The following is a 19,893-nucleotide window of genomic DNA, read 5'->3' as shown; positions in this document are numbered from 1 at the left end:
ATGTGGAGTCTACTTTACGCCTTGAAGTAGACTCTGTTTTTGCTTACTTCACAACTTGTTTTCATTGAGATTGGAATAGAATTTTACTGTGCGGTCATACAGTAGACTTGTCCAATGTAACGGTAAGCTAACGAGGACAAATTATAACGATTTTACTAGCTCACTTTCTTGTTCTGGTAATACAAAATCTTTTGGAATTGCTGGTGCCTCTGTGGCATTTGCAACTGGCTTCAATGCATAAAAGCGAATTTCCTCGGCTACAACATCTGTTGTAAACACTTTTTGGTTTTCTCGATTAATATAGGAACCTGTTTGTAAACGACCTTTAATGCCAATTAATGAGCCTTTTCCGCAATGTTTTATTAGTAGTTCTGCTAGCTTTCCCCATGCAATACATTGCACAAAATCTGCCTCATTCACCCCTTCACTATTTTTATATTGGCGATTTATCGCTACGGTGAAAGTTGTTTGTACACGCCCTTCTGATAATTGACGCAGGCTCAAATCCTTCGTCGTGCGTCCGACAATTCCAACATGATTCATGCGTTCTCCTCCTTTCGTATTAAATTAACTACATAATAAATAATTACCTAATTTTTTTCAAAATCTGAAAAATGAGTTTTAAGCCCATTTTACAAGTCAAATTGCTTTTTTTGATGCGTTAATATTATTGATTTTTGAACAAAATAAGACGTAATCATGGTTTGAAAGCATTATTCTTGTAGCCGATCTTGACAGTTTCGCAATTTGAATATGTTATACTTTATGTATCAATAAATTCGAAGGGGGGATAATTTTTGAAAACTTTTAAAATGCTTTCGTTTGAATTAGAACTAGACGGCAAACTCAAAAAAATCCCACTAACAGATGGCATAATTATCAACCAAGAAAATAGCCACCAACTTTGGGTAATTGAAGCATTTACAACTTCTGAATATAAAGAACTTTTTGACGAGCTCATTTTATCCGGTACAATGCTCGATGCACGCGTTATTATTTCATTTCCAGACAACGAGCCCGCGCCGTTTTCAATTATCACACATTCCTTAACACCTATTGATCAAAATATTTCGGTACTATTTAAAGGACGATTGAAAGCACAGCGCAAAAAATACGCTGAGTTATTATTATCACAATTGCTTGAGCAGGGCTTGCGCAACGATGAACTACTTGTCGCATTTGAACAAGGCATGCGTGAACGCCCATCACTCCAAGAACGAAATGAACGTTTAGAAAATACACAGGTTATTAAATAAAGCGAATAAGAAAAGTGCTAAAGCGCCCGTTTAGCTCCGACCAGCTTTGGAGGGCCCGACTAGAAAGTATGCGCTTCACCGACTTTCGACGGCGGGACCGAAAAGATCGAGGAGCTGGCACTTTAGCCTAGACACAATGAAAAAGGAAATCCGCATTAACCACGGATTTCCTTTTTTCATTATTGATTATCCACTTTGTCTTTATCTTCGCGGTCTTTTTTATCCTCGATGATATCCTCCTGATTGACAGACGGAGCCCCTGGTGCAGTTATCCCATTTTCACCATTTGGGTTACTTGACCCGTTTGGATACGTTTTATTTCCATCAATCGTACTTTCGTTTACTTCCCCGTTCCTTGGTTGATTCGGATCAACAGTATCGATTGTATCATCAATGGCATCCCGCGTATCGTCCATCACATCATCTACTCCACGTTCTACATCCTCTGCCGGAGTTGTTGTATCACGCTCAGCTGTGTTCCAGTTACAGCCAGCAAGTAAAAAAAGTGAAAATACACTTACCATTACTGCGGAAGTACGCATAAAAAAATCCCTCCTTTCGCTTAGAAACTCAATTCATAATCACTTCAAGTGATCATAAATATAGTGCCCGGGAAAAGAAGGATCTATCCAACATATAAATGGGATTATTTTAATTTATCTTTTAACAGTTGCTCCACGTAAGCAGCCTCAGCCTTACAATCAAATTTATAGTCCGTGCCTAACTGTTTTTGTAACTTCGCAATTTCTTTCTTTTGCTTATCAGTTGGCGCTTCATTTAAAATTTTTGCAATAACCTCGTCCATTTTCTTGGCGATTTCTTCGTGGAATTCAGGGCTTAATAATACCTCTGTTGGTATTTTGTCGATCCAAGCCGCATTTTCCTTGAAGTAACTTTGCCAACTTACCATGTAGTCTTCCATTGAAAATTTTTCTTCATCCCAACCAATATTTGCTAAATAAGCTTCAAACGACGTCGAGATTGATCGTGTAATACTAATTTTTACGCCTGAAGACAATTGTTTATACATCTCTTTTAAAACCTCCTACGTTTAAAGCCGAACTTTGCTTGTTATCATTCTTTATATTTATATTTTGACAATTGCATACGGTTATTAATCAGTAGAGCTCCGATTTTTTTTAACTCCTGTCAAAAGGTAAAAATTTCACTTCAACCTATATATTCTATAATCTTTGCGGTATAATTGCAAATTGCTTTATTACGGCTGTTCCGGTCCAATTGCAAATAAGATTTCACATTCACAAGCTAGCTCACCATCTACAGTAGCAATTGCTTTCCCTTTGCCCATTTGCCCACGTAATTTTATAAACTCTACTTCAAGTTTTAGCTGATCGCCCGGTACAACTTGACGTTTAAAGCGGCAATTATCAATGCCTGTTAAAAATACAAGACGACCTTTATAGGCCGGCATGTTAAGTAATGCTACGCCTCCAACTTGTGCTAATGCTTCCACAATTAACACACCTGGCATAACTGGATAACCTGGAAAATGTCCATTGAAAAATTGTTCATTAATTGACACATTTTTTAAACCGATTGCACGCTTACCTTCTTCAATCTCTAAAATACGATCAACTAATAGAAACGGATAACGATGTGGTAAAATATTTTGAATTTGCTCTGCATTTAACATATAACTTCCCCCTCTGTTGTTTGAAACGTGATAACTATGTAGAAAATTCTTATAAACTATGTGTAAACAGGCTGTAGAAATTCTTTCCTACAGCCATGCTCACTCACTCTTTATATCACAATTAGTAGGCTTAAAAGGGTAGCACAAAATCATGTTTATGACAACTTCTTTACTGTTTTCCACTCATAATATCGAGTAAATGTTGCCAAGTGCTCCATTTTAATGCGTCGGCAGAATCACCATCACCAATGACGCTGTAGCCAATTATAAGACCAATTGCAGCAGCGGCAACAAAAAGTACTACTACTAAAATTATGCGTAACCAAATGGGAATGAGACGAAGCTGAACCCAGCGGACTGGCTGATCGTTCGTTGGCTCCGGCTGTGGTGTCTCTTGTTGTCTTCTGAAGCCACGTCTCGTCTTTTTTAATGTCGGCTGTGCTGCTTGTTGTTCAAACTCATCTGTCATAACTATTCTCCCTTACAATATCCTTTAGCGAATACCGTTTATTAAGCCCAGCATTTGATCAGCAATCGTTACCGCGCGTGTGTTGAACTGGTAAGAACGCTGTGCCTGAATTAAATTTGTCATTTCTTTCGATAAATCAACGTTTGACATTTCAAGTGCCCCTTTTTGAATGCCAACTTGACGGTTTGCCCCCTGTAAATCTGTTAAAATCTCGGCTTCTGTGTAACCAAGTTCGTCAAGATTTTCTGGCAAGCCAATGTATGTACCACCTTGCAGGTTTTCCATAATTTGTGGCTTTTGCAGTGATGAAACCGCTAATTGGAAACGTTGTGGTTGACCATTTGCATAATTTACTACTAATGTTCCATCTGAATCCATCGTAAACTGTGTTGCGTTGTCTGGGAACGTAATTGCTTGACCATTCACATCCGCCACTTGATAGCCATCACTATTTACAAGTGTTACAATACCTGGTTGCGTTGGCGATACGTAAAAGCTCCCGTTACGCGTATATGCTGTACGCGTTTCGCCTGCATCATTTGTCATCAGTACGTTGAAGTATTGATTTTTCGTTGTTAAAGCAAAATCTAAGTCACGATCTGTTACTTGGATCGATCCTTGCGTTTGATTTGATTGAATTTGACCAATTTGTGCTCCAACTCCATAGCGAATGCCCACTGGCGTTTGTCGTACTGTTTTGTCGTATTCATCATTATTAAACTGTTGATATAGCAGCTCTGTAAAGTTCGCTTGTTGTGCTTTATAACCGTGTGTATTACTATTTGCGATATTTGTACTAATGGTATCTAATTGATTCTGGATTTGAGACAACGTATTTGTCGCTGTAATCATTGTACGTAGCATTTGAATACTACCTCCTTATTATACGTAATTTCGTCCATGAATGAAAATAATTCACTGTGCTAAACGAAGTTACACACGTCCGATTTCGTTTACGGCTTTATCCATACTTTTATCGTATGCCTGTAATACTTTTTGGTTGGCTTCGAATGCGCGATAAGCCGTTAATAGGTCCGTCATTGCTTTTGAAGCATCGACATTAGAACCTTCTAAGTATTGTTGTTGCATTGAAAATTGTACGCCATCTTGTCCGTAAGCTGAAGGTAAGTCTGCACCATCTAACGTATTGTAAAGACCATTGCCACGCTTTACTAAAACGTCTGGGTTTGCCGAAAATGCTACGCCTAATACGCCCACTTGTGCGTTGTTTTCATCAAAAATAACCCCTGTTGAATCAATGCGAATGTTATCGTTCGCAAATTGCATACGGTTGCCGTTTTCATCAAGTACGAATAACCCCATTGGATTCACTAAGTTCCCCGCGCCGTCTAAAGTAAAATTCCCGTTACGCGTATAGCTTTCTGTGCCGTTTTCGTTTTCTAAACGGAAGAAAATTTGCCCGGAGTTGCCTGAAGCTACATCTGTTGGAACTTGACTATTAATAAGCGCTACGTCTGTCGTCAAGCCCGTAGAATAAATCTGTCCTTGTGCTTGGTCTGGCATTGTTTCTTGTAAATATACACCCGCATTTAATGCGCCAACTGTATCTAGTCTTTTAAGTGCAAAGCCATTTTCTGTAGGGATATTTGTTGAACTTACTGCCGACATCAACATATCTGGAAATGAGCGAATTGTCGTTTGATCTGATTTGAAACCAGGTGTATTCGCATTCGCCATATTATTTGTTAAAATTTCTGTTTTACGTTGTTGAGCAACCATTCCTGTCGCTACTGTATAAAACCCTTTAAACATTCGCTTCACCTCGAATTTACGTCTTATTTACCTTGCTACTGCAGATTCTTTTTGTACCATCAGCAAAGTGACAGATACAGAAGTCCCCTAATTCTAAAAGTGGGCGTTGAATACCAAAGGACCTTACTTCAGTGGAGGCATCCCCGGCTGAATAGGAGAACGAAGGCTAAAAACATTACATTCTGTAACAGCAGCTGACTGACCAACGCCCTGTGGCACTATACTAGAAAGAACCTGGACACAATTACGCCGATGCGTAATTGTTTATATATCGGTAAAAGTCACTTAAATGTTAGGAACATAGGTGAGAATAGTTAGTTAGTTATTTATTACTAACTGCTCGGTCAATATTATCTAACATAATGCCTGTTCCAACAGCTACACAGTTCATCGGATTTTCAGCAATGAATACTGGTACTTTCAATTCTTCGATTAACAATTGATCAATGCCATGTAATAATGCACCACCACCTGTTAAAATAACGCCGCGGTCAATAATATCTGCTGATAATTCTGGCGGTGTTTTTTCAAGTACGTCCTTCGCCGCTTGTACAATCATGCTTACTGATTCACGCAATGCTTGCTCAATTTCTACTGAGTGGATTTCGATGGTACGCGGTAAACCCGTTACCATATCACGTCCACGTATTTCCATCGCTTCTTCACGGCTACCAGGGAATACTGTACCGATTGTTGTTTTAATATCCTCTGCTGTACGTTCACCGATTAATAGCTTGTATTCTTTCTTTATGTATTGCAAGATGTCATTGTCGAATACGTCGCCTGCGACTTTAATTGACTCGCTCGTTACGATATCGCCCATTGATAATACTGCTACGTCTGTTGTACCACCACCGATATCAACGACCATATTACCGCTTGGTTGGAAAATATCCATACCTGCCCCAATTGCTGCAACTTTCGGTTCTTCTTCTAAATAAACCCTTTTACCGCCTGATTTTTCAGCTGCTTCACGAATCGCTTTTTGCTCGACAGATGTAATATTTGTCGGACAGCAAATTAAAATACGAGGTTTTGATAAGAATCCTTTTAAATCCAACTTATTGATAAAATGCTTTAACATGGCTTCCGTTACATCAAAGTCGGCAATTACCCCATCCTTTAACGGACGAATTGCAACGATATTCCCAGGTGTACGCCCTACCATTTGACGCGCTTCTTCACCTACAGCAAGTACTTTTCCACTCTTTTTGTCAATCGCCACTACTGAAGGTTCATTTAAGACAATGCCCTTCCCTTTCAAGTGAATTAACACGTTTGCAGTACCTAAATCTATCCCAATATCTTTAGAAAACATGTTTATTTAATCTCCTTCCACCGATTTCAACATGTGTACGTTTCATTTTTCTCTTTATCTAGATTATTTTATCATATACAATACGTAAATTACATCTAAAATTATGGTAGGGAATTTCCTTTACTTTGGGATTTATAGGGTTTTTTTGTGTACCTTGCAAATACAAAAATGCCTAGTGAGGTTAAAACTCGCTAGACATTGCTTGGGATTGTATTGGCTTTGTTAACCATTTTTTGCGTGTTGCTTCTCCGCCTCGTAAATGTCGAATCGATTTATTGTACGCTAGCATGTCTTGGACTTGTTTAGCAAGCGGCTCATTTACTTGTACAAGCCTTTCTGTTAAATCCTTATGCACCGTACTTTTCGAAAATCCTGTTTTACTGGCAAGAGCACGCACCGTTCCACCTGTCTCCACAAACAGCTCACCTAATCGAACGCAACGCTGCCGAATATGCTCGTGCACGTTCTCTTCCTCTCTATAAAATGTATGAAGAGTGTTTAGTTCTTATTGGTTCACCTTATGTGTCAACGTTTAGGTTTATTCGAATTTGTTTTCAGATTTAGAACGATAAATATTTACGTGGGTTGATTAGCACACCATCTTCTAACAATTCAAAGTATAAATGAACGCCTGCTTGTGGGTTCCATTCATTTTCTTGCGATTTGGCAATGGCTTCCCCTTGTGTAACTTTGTCTCCTTCTTTTACTACAATATCAGAGACTGAGCTGTAACGTGTTTCCATACCATTTGGATGTTTCAGCGTAATTTGATTACCTGTGAAAACGTCCATTTTGACTTGTGTGACCTCGCCGCTCATTGCTGCTACAACTTCAAATGGCTCGCTATTAATGGCAATAGAGACGCCTGTAGAAGTCGTATATACTTGATTAAAAACTAATAATCCTTTTTCTCGAGTCGCTTCGTCAGCAGTTACATCATAAAATTCTTGTACGATGCTTACTTCATTGAATAATTCCTCTTTAAACGGATATTTTAACATTTCTAACTTCGATGCAGTTGGCAAAATAGATTGTTGATTCGTTTCTGGCTGTCCTTTAATTGCAACCTCATCTTGCTTACTGTTGTACAGAACATTGTAACTTAAGATAACACCAACAATCATTACTGCAATGCTACTATAAATCACCGGCCAAAACCACGGTCTCTCCATAAATGGTTTCCGAGAAGGCTTTCGTTTATCTTCTCCCATATTCATCACCTCAAGAGAGAGTGTGGACAGGAAGTTCTCAAGTTAAACATTATTTTTGACAATTATTAAAAGTTTGTAATGATGTATTCGGATAATAATGCGCCAAAATTTCCTGTGCTGTGGTTCCACCTTGTGCCAGCGTATTTGCCCCCTCCTGACTCATGCCGACACCATGCCCATATCCAAGAGTTGTTAGTGTGACCCCCTTTGTAGTGGACTGCCAAGTAAAGTGGGTTGCACGTAAATTTAATAATTCTCGCATTTCACGCCCTGACCACGTTTTATTTGCAATTGTAATAGATTGCACGCGACCTGAGCTATTAAAACTAACTTTCGTATTTTTGTACTGTGCAATGGTGAAATTTTGTTTGAGCAGCTTGTTTAATTCACTGTATGTGTAAGTAGTTTCCGTTTCTTCAAGCGGCTCTGGTGATGAGACAGACTGTAAATAGGGAACTATGCTATTGCTATAATTTTGTGCGGACTCAGTTTGTTCGAAGGAAGAAGCATGGAACATTGCTGTAATTAACTGATCGTTATAAGTAAGCACTTGTTGTTTAGTTTGCTCGACAGCCTGTTGCACCTTTTGTTCGTTTTGTGCAAACGCGGCCTTCCATCTTTCTTCGCGCAAATCTTTATCATGAAAAACTTGATGTGCGGTAGTTGCTAAAATCGGAGTTTGTCCATTATTTGTTTGCTTTAATACATACGTCCTTGAGGCGATTGCTTGTGCTTTTAGTGCTTCTTCATGAAAGCTCGCTGGCATTTCTCCAGCTAGTACCCCTACTAAATATTCTTCTAACGGGATCGAAGTATTATTGATTTTGATAAATATTGGACATTCATCTTTCGGTGTTTCTATAGTAGAAACCGATTGTTTTGTCTCACCTTTTTGCATAAAAACTGGCATAAGGAATAAGCTAATTACTAACAACGTGAGAATGATTTTTTTCATGTGACAATGTATGTTTTTTGCCAGTAGATATACCTGAAAACTCAAAATATTCTACGGAAAAATATTTCCTACCATATATCTAAGCAATATAAAAAGCACCTAACTACTCGAAATTCTATTCGAGCAACTAGATGCTTAAAAATACTTAAACGGTTATACTGTTACCACTGTTTCTACTACAACTTCTTCTATATCTACGCGCTCAATATTTGCACCTAGAGCAGCTAATTTCTTGTGGAAGTCCACATAGCCACGGTCTAAGTGATGTAATTTTGTAACGCGTGTTACACCTTCAGAAACTAATCCTGTTAAAATTAGTGCTGCTGCTGCGCGTAAATCTGTTGCTGAAACTTCTGCACCTTGTAAGTTTTTATCACCTTCAATAAACACAGAACGGCCTTCAATCTTAGCGTCCGCGTTCATACGGCGGAATTCTTCTACGTGCATGAAACGATTTTCAAATACAGTTTCAGTGATGATACTTGTGCCTTTAGCCGTTAACATTAATGCCATCATTTGTGATTGCATATCTGTTGGGAAGCCTGGGTGTGGCATAGTTTTAATATCCACTGCTTTTAACGGATCATTTGCACGTACGCGTAGACCTTCATCTTCTTCGATTACTTCAACACCCATTTCGCGCATTTTCGCAATCAATGCCGTCATATGCTCTGGTACAGCGTTTTCGATAAATACATCACCACGAGTAATTGCTGCAGCCACCATAAACGTCCCTGCTTCGATACGGTCTGGAATAATATAATGCTCGCAACCTTTTAATTCTTTCACACCTTCAATACGTATCGTATCAGTACCTGCACCGATGACACGACCGCCCATTGAATTAATGAAGTTTGCTAAATCAACAATTTCAGGCTCTTTAGCTGCATTTTCAATGACTGTTATGCCTTTTGCTAATGCTGCTGCTGTCATAATATTCTCAGTCGCCCCAACACTTGGGAAGTCTAAATAAATCTCTGCGCCTTTTAATTCTTCTATTACTTTTGCTTCTACATAACCATGACCAAATGATATTTTAGCACCCATTGCTTCGAAGCCTTTTAAATGAAGTTCTATTGGACGTGAACCAATTGCACATCCACCAGGCAAAGCTACACGTGCGTAGCCATTACGTGCTAATAATGACCCCATTACTAAAATTGAGGCACGCATTTTGCTAACATACTCGAATTGTGCTTCACTAGAAAGCTTCATCGACGTATCAATGATCATTTCATTTTGTTCTACTTTATATTCTACTTTTGCATTTAAGCTTTTCAATACTTCGCTAATTGTACTTACATCTGCTAAGTTTGGTACATCTTTTATAATATTTTTATCTTTAGAAGCTAATAGAGACGCAGCTAAAATCGGTAATACAGCATTTTTCGCACCTTCGACACGTACGTTACCTTTTAGCGTTTTACCCCCAGTAACAATAATTCTTTCCACAATTCGTCCCTCCGAATTCGATTCTCATATAATTAATAAATGAATGGATAAGTTCAATTAATTTTTCATTTGACTGTTATTTTACACACTAAAACATACTACATAAATAATGGTGCACATTCAAGCACCCAAATCACTATTTTAAGCTAATTTTATCAAAATAGCTATAAATATATAATACGCAGTACAAGTATTTAATGTGAATAGACAAATATTCATTAGAAATACAAATCACACGCAGAATAACGCGATATGAGGTCTTTTTTTTTTGGGTTTTCCTCGCAAAAAAAATTATGCATTCCTAACCACTTATGAAAGAAGTACCATACCTAAATAACTACCTGCACGTCATAATCTTATAAACGTACTGTATTTCCTAGGAAATTTTTATTCCTTGTAGTGAAAAACAAGTGATTATTGCCCCCTACAAGAAATAAAATGACACATTAAATTTCCTGTTTTATTGGTAAATATAGGGAATGGATTTAGACCAACTCAAAAAATTTAAAAAGAAATCTGCCACAGTTGATCCTATAACAATACTCATAAATATATAAAATAGTTGAATTTGAAATGTTTTCCCTTTTTTAAACAGCTGCTCAATACGAAGTCCTTGTAAAGCATACAAAGCCATACCAATAAAAATAATATTTGCAATAATATTCATTAGTGCTTGTTGACCAGTTTGCACGATTAAATCCATTTCACACTTTCACTCCTTCTATTCATTAAGCCTTTAAATCAAGGAAAATTACTAATTGAAGATTATAAATCCTTAGAGTTTTCAAACGTCAAGGATATATTTAAAAAAGCGGGCAGATTGCTCTGCCCACTTTGTATCAAAATTAGATATTACCCTCATGAACGTTGATACGATTCAACGCACGTTTTAATGCTAAATCAGCACGTTTGAAATCGATGTCATCTTGTTTCTTTTGAAGGCGGCCTTCAGCGCGAACTAAAGCTTCTTTAGCACGAGCTAAATCGATTGAAGAAGCAACTTCAGCAGAAGGAGCTAAAATCGAAATTTTTTCAGGACGAACTTCAATGAAACCGCCGCTAATCGCTGCAACCTCAGTAGTACCGTCAGCTTTTTTCAGCTTAACTGCACCAATTGTTAGTGGAGCAACCATAGGAATATGGCCTGCTAACACACCAATTTCACCTGAAGTTGTTTTAGCGATTACCATCGTTACTTCAGAATCGTATACTGGGCCGTCGGGAGTGACAATATTGACTGTAACTGTCTTCATATTTTTTCCTCCTCGTCAGCTAATTAAACTTGTACGCCCATTTCTTTAGCTTTCGCTACTACTTCATCAATAGAACCAACTAGACGGAATGCATCTTCTGGTAAGTGATCCCATTTGCCATCAAGGATTTCCTTGAATGAACGAACAGTTTCTTTAACAGGTACATAAGAACCTTTTTGACCAGTGAATTGTTCCGCTACGTGGAAGTTTTGAGATAAGAAGAACTGGATACGACGAGCGCGTTCTACAGTTTGTTTATCTTCATCAGATAACTCATCCATACCTAAGATGGCGATGATATCTTGTAACTCACGGTAACGTTGGATTGTACGTTGAACGTTAGTTGCGATTGCGTAGTGTTCTGGACCAACGATTTCTGGTGATAATGCACGAGAAGTCGAAGCTAATGGGTCAACCGCAGGATAGATACCCATTTCAGATAATTTACGCTCAAGGTTTGTTGTTGCATCTAAGTGAGCGAAAGTTGTAGCCGGAGCCGGGTCAGTATAGTCATCGGCTGGTACGTAAATCGCTTGGATAGAAGTTACAGAACCTTTAGTTGTAGATGTGATACGTTCTTGTAATTTACCCATTTCAGTAGCAAGTGTTGGTTGGTAACCTACCGCAGAAGGCATACGACCTAATAGGGCAGAAACCTCAGAACCTGCTTGTGTGAAACGGAAGATGTTGTCGATGAATAAAAGTACGTCAGCACCTTGCTCATCACGGAAGAATTCAGCCATTGTTAAACCAGTTAAAGCAACGCGCATACGTGCTCCAGGTGGCTCGTTCATTTGTCCGAATACCATCGCTGTTTGTTTGATTACGCCTGAATCAGTCATTTCGAAGAATAAGTCGTTACCCTCACGAGTACGCTCACCTACACCTGCGAATACTGAGATACCAGCGTGCTCTTGTGCGATGTTGTTGATTAATTCTTGGATTAATACTGTTTTACCTACACCGGCACCACCGAATAGACCGATTTTACCACCTTTAATGTATGGTGCTAATAAGTCTACTACTTTGATACCTGTTTCAAGGATTTCTACAGTAGTTGATAATTGATCGAATGATGGAGCTTCGCGGTGAATTGAATCACGACGAACTTCAGCAGGAATCTCTTCGCCTAAGTCGATAACTTCACCAAGTACGTTGAATACACGACCTAATGTAGCTTCACCAACTGGTACTGAGATTGGTGCTCCTGAGTTTGTTACTTCTGCTCCACGTTGTAAACCGTCAGTAGATGACATGGCAATCGTACGAACAGAATCGTCACCTAAATGAAGCGCTACTTCTAATGCAAGAGTAGTTGGTTCTTCATTAGGACGTTCGATTGTAACTGTTAAAGCGTTATAAATTGCAGGTAATTGACCATTAGCAAACTTAACGTCTACTACTGGACCCATTACTTGAAGAACGTGTCCTTTGTTCATTACTGTGTACCCTCCTATCGTATTCTTATACGACGTTGGTGTGTGCGGCCTATTCTAAGGCTGCAGCTCCACCAACGATTTCTGTAATTTCTTGTGTAATCGCCGCTTGACGTGCACGGTTGTATTGTAGAGAAAGGTCTGCAATAAGATCGTTGGCATTGTCTGTAGCGTTTTTCATTGCTGTCATACGCGCTGAATGTTCACTCGCTTTTCCGTCTAATACCGCGCCGTAAATTAAGCTTTCTGCATATTGAGGTAATAATACTTCAAGAATTGCTTCGCCTGATGGCTCGAATTCATATGCAGCATTGCTTGATGACGGTGCAATATCAGTTAAAGGAAGAACTTTTTTCACAGTCACTTCATTAGCGATTGCTGATACGAAGTGATTGTAGTACATATAAAGTTCATCATACGTACCATCAGTGAACATACCAACAGCATTACGTGCGATTTCTTTAATATCAGCAAATGATGGTTGGTCTGGTAGAGCAACTACATCTGCGATAACGTTGTGTCCACGCTTTACAAAGTAATCACGAACAACACGACCTACTGCTAATACTACGTACTCGTCTTTAGACTTGTGACGTGAGTTAATTGTATTTTGAACTTCACGTAAAATGCTTGAGTTGTAAGCACCTGCTAAACCACGGTCAGAACCGATAACTAAGTAAGCTGTTTTCTTAACAGGACGCACAGTTAACATTGGGTGTCCAATGTCTTTTGTACCTGCTGCGATTGCACCTACTACGTCTTGGATCTTTTCCATGTAAGGAACGTAAGCTTTAGCGTTTTGCTCTGCACGACGTAACTTTGAAGAAGAAACCATCTGCATTGCTTTTGTGATTTGTTTCGTAGACTTTGTAGAGTTAATACGACCTTTAATTTCGCGTAAGTTTACCACTGGTATTTCACCACCTTTTGATTTTTATCAAGTTCTTAAAAAGAGCTGTTCAGTTTTTTACGTGCATACGAATACACACGTAAAAAATCTGTTCAATTCTTACTCAGATTTAGCGAAAGTTTTTTTGAATGCGTTAATTGCTTCGATATACTCAGCATCTGGAGCAAGTTCTTTAGTTGTACGAACGTGATCTAAAACGTTTGTGTGGTTTGAATCTAACCAGCTTAAGAATTCGTTTTCAAAACGAACGATGTCTTGTACTGGAATATCATCTAAGTGACCTTTAGTTAATGCATAAAGGATCGCTACTTGTTTTTCAACTTTAAGTGGCTTGTTTAAGTCTTGTTTTAAAACTTCAACTGTACGTTTACCACGCTCTAATTTTTTAAGTGTGATTGCGTCTAAATCAGAACCGAATTGAGCGAATGACTCTAACTCACGGAATGATGCTAAGTCAAGACGTAATGTACCAGCTACTTTTTTCATTGCTTTGATTTGAGCAGAACCACCTACACGTGATACTGATAAACCTGCGTTGATTGCTGGACGTACACCAGAGTTGAATAAGTCAGATTGTAAGAAGATCTGACCATCTGTAATTGAAATTACGTTTGTTGGGATATATGCAGAGATATCGCCCGCTTGCGTTTCTACGAATGGAAGCGCCGTAATAGAACCGTTTTTGTAAGTTTCGTTTAACTTCGCTGCACGCTCTAATAAACGTGAGTGTAAGTAGAATACGTCACCAGGGTAAGCTTCACGACCTGGAGGACGACGTAATAATAATGAAAGCTCACGGTAAGCTGATGCTTGTTTAGTTAAGTCATCATACACGATTAATACGTGTTTACCATCTAACATGAACTCTTCAGCCATAGATACACCAGCAAATGGTGCTAAGTATAATAATGGCGCTGGTTGTGAAGCAGATGCAGTTACAACGATTGTGTATTCTAAAGCACCGTGCTTACGTAAAGTTTCAACAGTACCACGTACAGTTGATTCTTTTTGACCAATTGCAACGTAGATACAAATCATATCTTCGCCTTGTTGGTTTAAGATTGTATCGATCGCTACAGATGTTTTACCAACTTGGCGGTCACCGATGATTAACTCACGTTGACCACGACCGATTGGTACTAAAGCGTCAATCGCTTTGATACCAGTTTGTAATGGTTCATGTACTGATTTACGAGCCATTACACCGAAAGCTGGGCTCTCGATTGGACGACTAGTAGTTGTGTTGATTGGTCCTAAACCATCAACTGGTTGTCCAAGTGGATTTACAACACGTCCAATTAACGCTTCCCCAGTTGGAACTTGCATAATACGACCTGTACGACGAACTTCATCGCCTTCTTTGATGCCTAGGTAGTCCCCTAAAATTACGATACCAACGTTACCTTCTTCTAGGTTTTGTGCCATACCCATAACACCGTTTGAGAACTCTAAAAGCTCTCCAGCCATGGCGTTGTCGAGGCCATGAGCACGAGCGATACCGTCACCAACAGTGATAACTGTACCTACTTCGCTTACTTTTAATTCCGATTGATAACCTTCAATCTGCTGTTTAATCAGACTGCTGATTTCTTCAGCTTTGATGCCCATGTATGTTCACCTCTCACATTTCTTAAGATTTAACCAACTAATACTTTTTTTAAGTCCTCTAGCTTAGATGCTACAGTGCTGTCGAAAATATAGTTGCCAATTTGAACGCGTACGCCACCGATTAGTGACGCATCGATAATGTTTGTAATATTAAGTGTTTCTTTACCTACTAATTTACCGAAAGCAGCAGAAATTTCTGCACGCTCTTGTTCAGTTAATTCACGAGTAGAGAATACTTTTGCATCTGCAGCGCCTTGAGCAGCTGCTGCTAATGCTTGAAACTGTTCAGCTACAGCTGATAATTCGTTTAAACGTTTCTTTTCAATTAAAAATTGAACCATGTTTACAACGATTGGCTGAGCACCAGTTAAGATTTGGGCGATAAGCTCTTTTTTGCGGTCAGCTGAGATTTTTGGAGCAGTAAGTAATGCCATAAACTCATCGTTTGAAGCTAATACTTCTTTGATCTCTTTTAAATCTGCACCCACTTCTGAAAGTAAGTTTTGCTGAGACGCTAATTCAAATATTGCTTGAGCATAGCGATTTGCTACAGTCGATTGACTCATTTCGCTTCGCCTGCCTTCGCAATCGTTTCTTTAATTAATGCGCTGTTGTCTGCTTCAGAAATTTCTTTTCCAAGAACTTTAGATGCAGCAAGAACTGATAATGAAACCACTTCTTCGCGTACCGCAGCGATTGCTTTTTCTTTCTCTGCTTCGATATCACGAACTGCAGATTCTTTTAGACGGTTAGCTTCAGCGCGTGCAGCTGACACGATTTCCTCGCGAGTTGCTTCGCCTTGCTTTTTAGCGCCTTCTACGATAGATTGCGCTTCTGTGCGAGCTTCTTTAAGAAGGCTCTTTTGTTCTTCTAATAGTGCTTGCGTTTCTTTCTTAGCTTTTTCAGCAGCATCAATGCCACTTGCCACTAATTCTTCACGCTCGCGCATGATACCCATTAAAGGACCCCAAGCGAACTTTTTAAGAAGGGCCATTAAACCTAAGAAGATAACTAAAGTCGCGATGATATCACCTAAGTTGATTTTAGTAGCGCCTGCACCTAGTACAAGATAGTCTAAAAACACGATTGTTTCACTCCCTTCAAGAGCTTAAATAGAAATCTATATTTTGTAAAACTTTTACTTTCATGTTAAAGGATGATAAATAAGGGTATACCTTATTTATACAAAAGTAATGGCGAAGGGCCTTCGAAAAGTCTTCTTCGCCACTGGAAATAATCTTTTATAAAGACTATTTGTTCATTACGATGAATGCGATTACTACTGCGATGATCGGTAATGCTTCTACTAACGCAACCCCGATGAACATAACTGTTTGAAGTGCGCCACGTGCTTCTGGTTGACGAGCGATACCTTCTACTGTTTTTGAAACGATTAAACCGTTACCAATACCTGCACCTAGTGCTGCTAAACCGATTGCGATTGCTGCTGCTAATAAACCTACTGAACCTACCATTTGTAAATATCCTCCTTGGATGTGTAATTTTTTTTGGTTCAAATCCTCACATTATGTTGAATGTGAAAATTTATAATTAATGGTCTGTACTCACTTTGTGAGCCATGTATACCATCGTTAACATAGTGAAAATGAAAGCTTGGATAAACCCGACGAAAATCGAGAATCCCATCCATGCCATTGTTGGTACGATTGCACCGACAAAGCCTAGAACACTTGCGCCTGCTAGACCACCTAGTAAACCTAGTAAGATCTCACCGGCATAGATGTTACCATAAAGACGTAGACCAAGAGTTAACGTGTTCGCGAACTCTTCAATAACCTTTAGAGGGAACATGAATGACATTGGTTGGACGAATGTTTTTGCATAACCACCTGTACCCTGCATTTTAATACCGTAGTAATGAGTTAATACTAAAATCATCGACGCTAATGTCATTGTTACGACTGGATCGGCTGTTGGTGATTTCCACCATAAATCATGTCCGATAACGATACCACCTAATGGTAAACCAAGTAAGTTTGATACCGCGATAAACATGATTAATGTAATACCTAGAATGTGGAAGCGACCACCTGTTTTCCAGTCCATGTTACTCTTAATAATCCCCTTCACGAAATCCATAATCCATTCCATGAAGTTTTGCATTCCAGTCGGTTTTAACGCTAATTTACGCGTTGCAGTAACTGCTATTAAAAATACGATGACTGCCGATACAAAAAGAGTTAACACTGTAGACATGTTGAACGTAAGTGTTATAAAACCTAAATCCAAGTCGAACTCTGGAGCTGTATGATTCATTTCTGCATTCACCTCTCTTTCAAATGCACATTAATGGCTTTTATTCTGGTGTACAATTCTTTCTATTACTAAAAAGATGTACGGAATCATGAGCCCAATGACCGTGCTTATTAAGTGGAAATATTGTGGCAACGATATTGCGATTGCGACTGCGGCAACACCTGAAAAAAAGCGATATGCCATGCCTATAGATGGTGCTTTTGTCCCTTCACTCATGGAACGGTCAAATTTTTCCATACGTCGAACTAATATCCAAAAGTTATACGTACCAAAGAAAGCACCTAGGGCTATACCAGCAAATATCGAATCATATGGCGAAAATCCCCAGCCTAACGCACAAATAGCAAGCAAAAAAAAGAACGCCTTTTTCTGCATTGCGAACATGTGATGCAAATTTAGCATTGGCAATTAATCTCCTGAAACATTTTTCGAGTAAAGAAAGCGTTCTTCGACCATTAAGTGAATTTAAATTGTAGTGAATGCACTACAAAATCAGAGGCCGTTACAAGTACTAAATAATTTTAACTATGGAAGCATTATCCAACGTCACTATTCATTCCATACTTCTAAATGACTCGTAATCTTGTGGACGTTTAATCCAGACGCATAAAACGTTGCAAATTGACAAGTTTAGTTTCAAATGTCAATCTAGTAGAAACTTGATATAACAAGTGTTTCAACGTCTTGAGACTAGAGGAAACTCTTATCATTCTTACCCTTTGTAAGCATACAATAGGGGGTTTTTGATGTCAATTGCTATTGGTGAAAAACTTCACACAGTTGTAGTCCTTGTCAAATTGTTGACAAATTTGTGTAAAGTTATGCATAATCTCAATCTGCATTTCTTCACTAACAACAAAATTCGCTATTTCACGCTTTCTTTCTGTTTTCCATTTATTTCTACGTAAAAAAAGTTTTTTTTCTTGTATTTAAATTGATTTTTACTATTGACAAAACTATTTTTTTGTTTATTATATAATTCCTCATAAAAAAAACGCTTACTCATCAAACCCTATTATTTTTGAGTGAAGTTTAACAACTTCTACGCTCATGTAAAAGTTGTTAAACCTTTGGAATACACCTCGGCGTAATTGCGTCCAGATTTTTTTGAGCTTACTCGAAAAAGCTCCTCTAAAAATCTGTGACATCCGCCTAAAAGATTGTTCATTCTATAACTTAGCGTGTTTAATTAGTGTTTCTACAATTCGTTGAGAAGCAAATCCATCACCATACGGATTTGAGGCATGTGCCATTTTGTCATAGGCCGCTTGATTCGTTAGTAATTCCTTTGCCATTGTGTATATCACTTCTTCATCAGTCCCTGCAAGCTTTAATGTACCTGCTGCAATACCTTCTGGGCGCTCTGTTGTGTCGCGTAATACAAGTACCGGCTTACCTAGAGATGGCGCTTCTTCTTGTACCCCACCCGAATCCGTTAAAATCATAAATGAACGTGCCGCGAAATTATGGAAGTCAAACACTTCTAACGGCTCGATTAAATGTACACGTGGATTGTCCCCTAAAATTTCGTTTGCTACTTCACGCACAGCTGGGTTCATGTGCACTGGATACACTATTTGTACATCCTCATGTTCAGCTAGTAAGCGCATGATTGCACGGAACATATTGCGCATTGGCTCCCCTAAGTTTTCACGACGGTGCGCAGTTAATAGAATCATGCGATCCGTACCCATTTTTTCTAGCACTGGGTGTGTATAGTTTTCGCTTACTGTCGTTTTTAATGCATCAATTGCCGTATTACCTGTTACAAAAATTGCTTCAGCAGGCTTATTTTCTTTTAATAAGTTTTCGCGTGATTGCTCAGTTGGCGAGAAGTGTAGATCTGCCATAACTCCTGTTAATTGACGGTTCATTTCTTCTGGATATGGAGAGTATTTTTGACCCGTACGTAAACCTGCTTCTACGTGACCAATTGCAATTTGGTTATAGAATGCCGCTAAGCTTCCTATAAAGGTTGTTGCGGTATCACCATGTACAAGTACTATATCCGGTTTTGCCTCTTTCATAACACGATCTAAGCCAATTAATGCGTTTGTAGCCACGTCCACTAACGTTTGGCGATCTTTCATAATATTTAAGTCATAGTCTGGGGTAATTTTGAATGTTTCAAGCACTTGGTCAAGCATTTGACGGTGCTGTGCAGTAACGGTAACGATTGATTCGATTTGTTCTGGATGTTTTTGAAGTTCTAATACAAGCGGCGCCATTTTAATTGCCTCAGGGCGCGTACCAAAAATTGTCATTACTTTATATTTGTTAGTCATGATAGAGCTCCTTTTATTAATTTAAATAATATTGGC

The 19,893-nt window shown here is 38.8% G+C and carries 24 protein-coding genes; 1 reads left to right on the top strand and 23 read right to left on the bottom strand.

The features are described from left to right. Nucleotides 1–141: 141 nt before the first annotated feature. Entirely contained in the window at nt 142–543 is a 402-nt protein-coding gene (locus O7776_RS02775) for a single-stranded DNA-binding protein (RefSeq protein WP_274309125.1), read from the bottom strand. A gap of 254 nt (nt 544–797) precedes the next feature. Here O7776_RS02775 and O7776_RS02770 point away from each other — a divergent pair, with 254 nt between their 5' ends. Next, nucleotides 798–1,256, top strand: a complete 459-nt coding sequence (locus tag O7776_RS02770; protein WP_274309124.1) for a YwpF family protein — start codon at nt 798–800, stop codon at nt 1,254–1,256. Nucleotides 1,257–1,435: 179 nt separating this feature from the next. Here O7776_RS02770 and O7776_RS02765 read toward each other — a convergent pair whose 3' ends face one another. The 22 genes from O7776_RS02765 to wecB all read right to left on the bottom strand — a co-directional run bounded on the left by O7776_RS02765 (nt 1,436) and on the right by wecB (nt 19,857). Continuing rightward, on the bottom strand, nt 1,436–1,798 hold the full coding sequence (locus O7776_RS02765; RefSeq protein ID WP_274309123.1) for a hypothetical protein: 363 nt from the start codon (nt 1,796–1,798) through the stop codon (nt 1,436–1,438). Between the two features lie 104 nt (nt 1,799–1,902). Next, nucleotides 1,903–2,286, bottom strand: a complete 384-nt coding sequence (locus tag O7776_RS02760; protein ID WP_241367599.1) for a hypothetical protein — start codon at nt 2,284–2,286, stop codon at nt 1,903–1,905. A gap of 189 nt (nt 2,287–2,475) precedes the next feature. Then, entirely contained in the window at nt 2,476–2,910 is a 435-nt protein-coding gene (gene fabZ / locus O7776_RS02755) for a 3-hydroxyacyl-ACP dehydratase FabZ (protein ID WP_274309122.1), read from the bottom strand. A gap of 169 nt (nt 2,911–3,079) precedes the next feature. Further along, nucleotides 3,080–3,379, bottom strand: a complete 300-nt coding sequence (locus tag O7776_RS02750; protein ID WP_274309121.1) for a DNA-directed RNA polymerase subunit beta — start codon at nt 3,377–3,379, stop codon at nt 3,080–3,082. Nucleotides 3,380–3,403: 24 nt separating this feature from the next. Beyond that, nucleotides 3,404–4,243 carry a flagellar hook-basal body protein gene (locus O7776_RS02745; protein ID WP_274309120.1) on the bottom strand — a complete coding sequence of 280 codons (840 nt, stop codon included), beginning with the start codon at nt 4,241–4,243 and terminating at the stop codon, nt 3,404–3,406. 69 nt (nt 4,244–4,312) lie between these two features. After that, a complete protein-coding gene (locus O7776_RS02740; RefSeq protein WP_274309119.1) occupies nt 4,313–5,152 on the bottom strand; it encodes a flagellar hook-basal body protein in 840 nt (279 codons plus the stop codon). Between the two features lie 322 nt (nt 5,153–5,474). After that, complete coding sequence (gene mreB / locus O7776_RS02735) at nt 5,475–6,470, bottom strand: rod shape-determining protein (protein WP_274309118.1); 996 nt, start codon at nt 6,468–6,470, stop codon at nt 5,475–5,477. Between the two features lie 181 nt (nt 6,471–6,651). Next, nucleotides 6,652–6,933: a sporulation transcriptional regulator SpoIIID gene (locus tag O7776_RS02730; RefSeq protein ID WP_241367593.1), complete on the bottom strand. Its 282-nt coding sequence runs from the start codon at nt 6,931–6,933 to the stop codon at nt 6,652–6,654. Nucleotides 6,934–7,030: 97 nt separating this feature from the next. Continuing rightward, a complete protein-coding gene (locus O7776_RS02725) occupies nt 7,031–7,681 on the bottom strand; it encodes a M23 family metallopeptidase (protein WP_274309117.1) in 651 nt (216 codons plus the stop codon). A gap of 49 nt (nt 7,682–7,730) precedes the next feature. After that, the gene (gene spoIID / locus O7776_RS02720) at nt 7,731–8,579 is read right to left on the bottom strand and encodes a stage II sporulation protein D (RefSeq protein WP_274309116.1); all 849 of its coding nucleotides are present in this window, start codon (nt 8,577–8,579) and stop codon (nt 7,731–7,733) included. A 210-nt stretch (nt 8,580–8,789) separates the two neighbouring features. Beyond that, nucleotides 8,790–10,088: a UDP-N-acetylglucosamine 1-carboxyvinyltransferase gene (gene murA, locus O7776_RS02715; RefSeq protein ID WP_274309115.1), complete on the bottom strand. Its 1,299-nt coding sequence runs from the start codon at nt 10,086–10,088 to the stop codon at nt 8,790–8,792. 460 nt (nt 10,089–10,548) lie between these two features. Continuing rightward, nucleotides 10,549–10,791, bottom strand: a complete 243-nt coding sequence (locus O7776_RS02710) for a DUF1146 family protein (RefSeq protein WP_274309114.1) — start codon at nt 10,789–10,791, stop codon at nt 10,549–10,551. 142 nt (nt 10,792–10,933) lie between these two features. Further along, nucleotides 10,934–11,341 (bottom strand): F0F1 ATP synthase subunit epsilon, encoded by a 408-nt coding sequence (locus O7776_RS02705; RefSeq protein WP_274309113.1) that lies wholly within the window; start codon nt 11,339–11,341, stop codon nt 10,934–10,936. Between the two features lie 23 nt (nt 11,342–11,364). Beyond that, nucleotides 11,365–12,780, bottom strand: coding sequence for a F0F1 ATP synthase subunit beta (atpD, locus tag O7776_RS02700; protein ID WP_274309112.1), 1,416 nt, complete (start codon nt 12,778–12,780; stop codon nt 11,365–11,367). Between the two features lie 49 nt (nt 12,781–12,829). Further along, a complete protein-coding gene (gene atpG, locus O7776_RS02695) occupies nt 12,830–13,687 on the bottom strand; it encodes an ATP synthase F1 subunit gamma (protein ID WP_274309111.1) in 858 nt (285 codons plus the stop codon). 99 nt (nt 13,688–13,786) lie between these two features. Continuing rightward, nucleotides 13,787–15,295 (bottom strand): F0F1 ATP synthase subunit alpha, encoded by a 1,509-nt coding sequence (atpA, locus tag O7776_RS02690; RefSeq protein WP_274309110.1) that lies wholly within the window; start codon nt 15,293–15,295, stop codon nt 13,787–13,789. A 29-nt stretch (nt 15,296–15,324) separates the two neighbouring features. After that, entirely contained in the window at nt 15,325–15,861 is a 537-nt protein-coding gene (locus O7776_RS02685; protein WP_274309109.1) for a F0F1 ATP synthase subunit delta, read from the bottom strand. Continuing rightward, nucleotides 15,858–16,379, bottom strand: coding sequence for a F0F1 ATP synthase subunit B (gene atpF / locus O7776_RS02680; RefSeq protein WP_274309108.1), 522 nt, complete (start codon nt 16,377–16,379; stop codon nt 15,858–15,860). The genes O7776_RS02685 and atpF overlap by 4 nt, the downstream gene beginning before the upstream one ends. A gap of 166 nt (nt 16,380–16,545) precedes the next feature. Beyond that, the gene (gene atpE / locus O7776_RS02675; RefSeq protein WP_274309107.1) at nt 16,546–16,770 is read right to left on the bottom strand and encodes a F0F1 ATP synthase subunit C; all 225 of its coding nucleotides are present in this window, start codon (nt 16,768–16,770) and stop codon (nt 16,546–16,548) included. Between the two features lie 76 nt (nt 16,771–16,846). Continuing rightward, complete coding sequence (gene atpB / locus O7776_RS02670; protein WP_274309106.1) at nt 16,847–17,572, bottom strand: F0F1 ATP synthase subunit A; 726 nt, start codon at nt 17,570–17,572, stop codon at nt 16,847–16,849. Between the two features lie 30 nt (nt 17,573–17,602). Then, the gene (locus O7776_RS02665; protein ID WP_274309105.1) at nt 17,603–17,974 is read right to left on the bottom strand and encodes an ATP synthase subunit I; all 372 of its coding nucleotides are present in this window, start codon (nt 17,972–17,974) and stop codon (nt 17,603–17,605) included. A 767-nt stretch (nt 17,975–18,741) separates the two neighbouring features. Then, complete coding sequence (wecB, locus tag O7776_RS02660) at nt 18,742–19,857, bottom strand: non-hydrolyzing UDP-N-acetylglucosamine 2-epimerase (RefSeq protein ID WP_274309104.1); 1,116 nt, start codon at nt 19,855–19,857, stop codon at nt 18,742–18,744. Nucleotides 19,858–19,893 lie beyond the last annotated feature (36 nt).

The organism is Solibacillus daqui, from assembly GCF_028747805.1.
Lineage (GTDB): Bacteria > Bacillota > Bacilli > Bacillales_A > Planococcaceae > Solibacillus > Solibacillus daqui.
The sequence above is the reverse complement of the archived record's forward strand: the minus strand, read 5'-3'. Positions and strand labels throughout refer to the sequence as shown.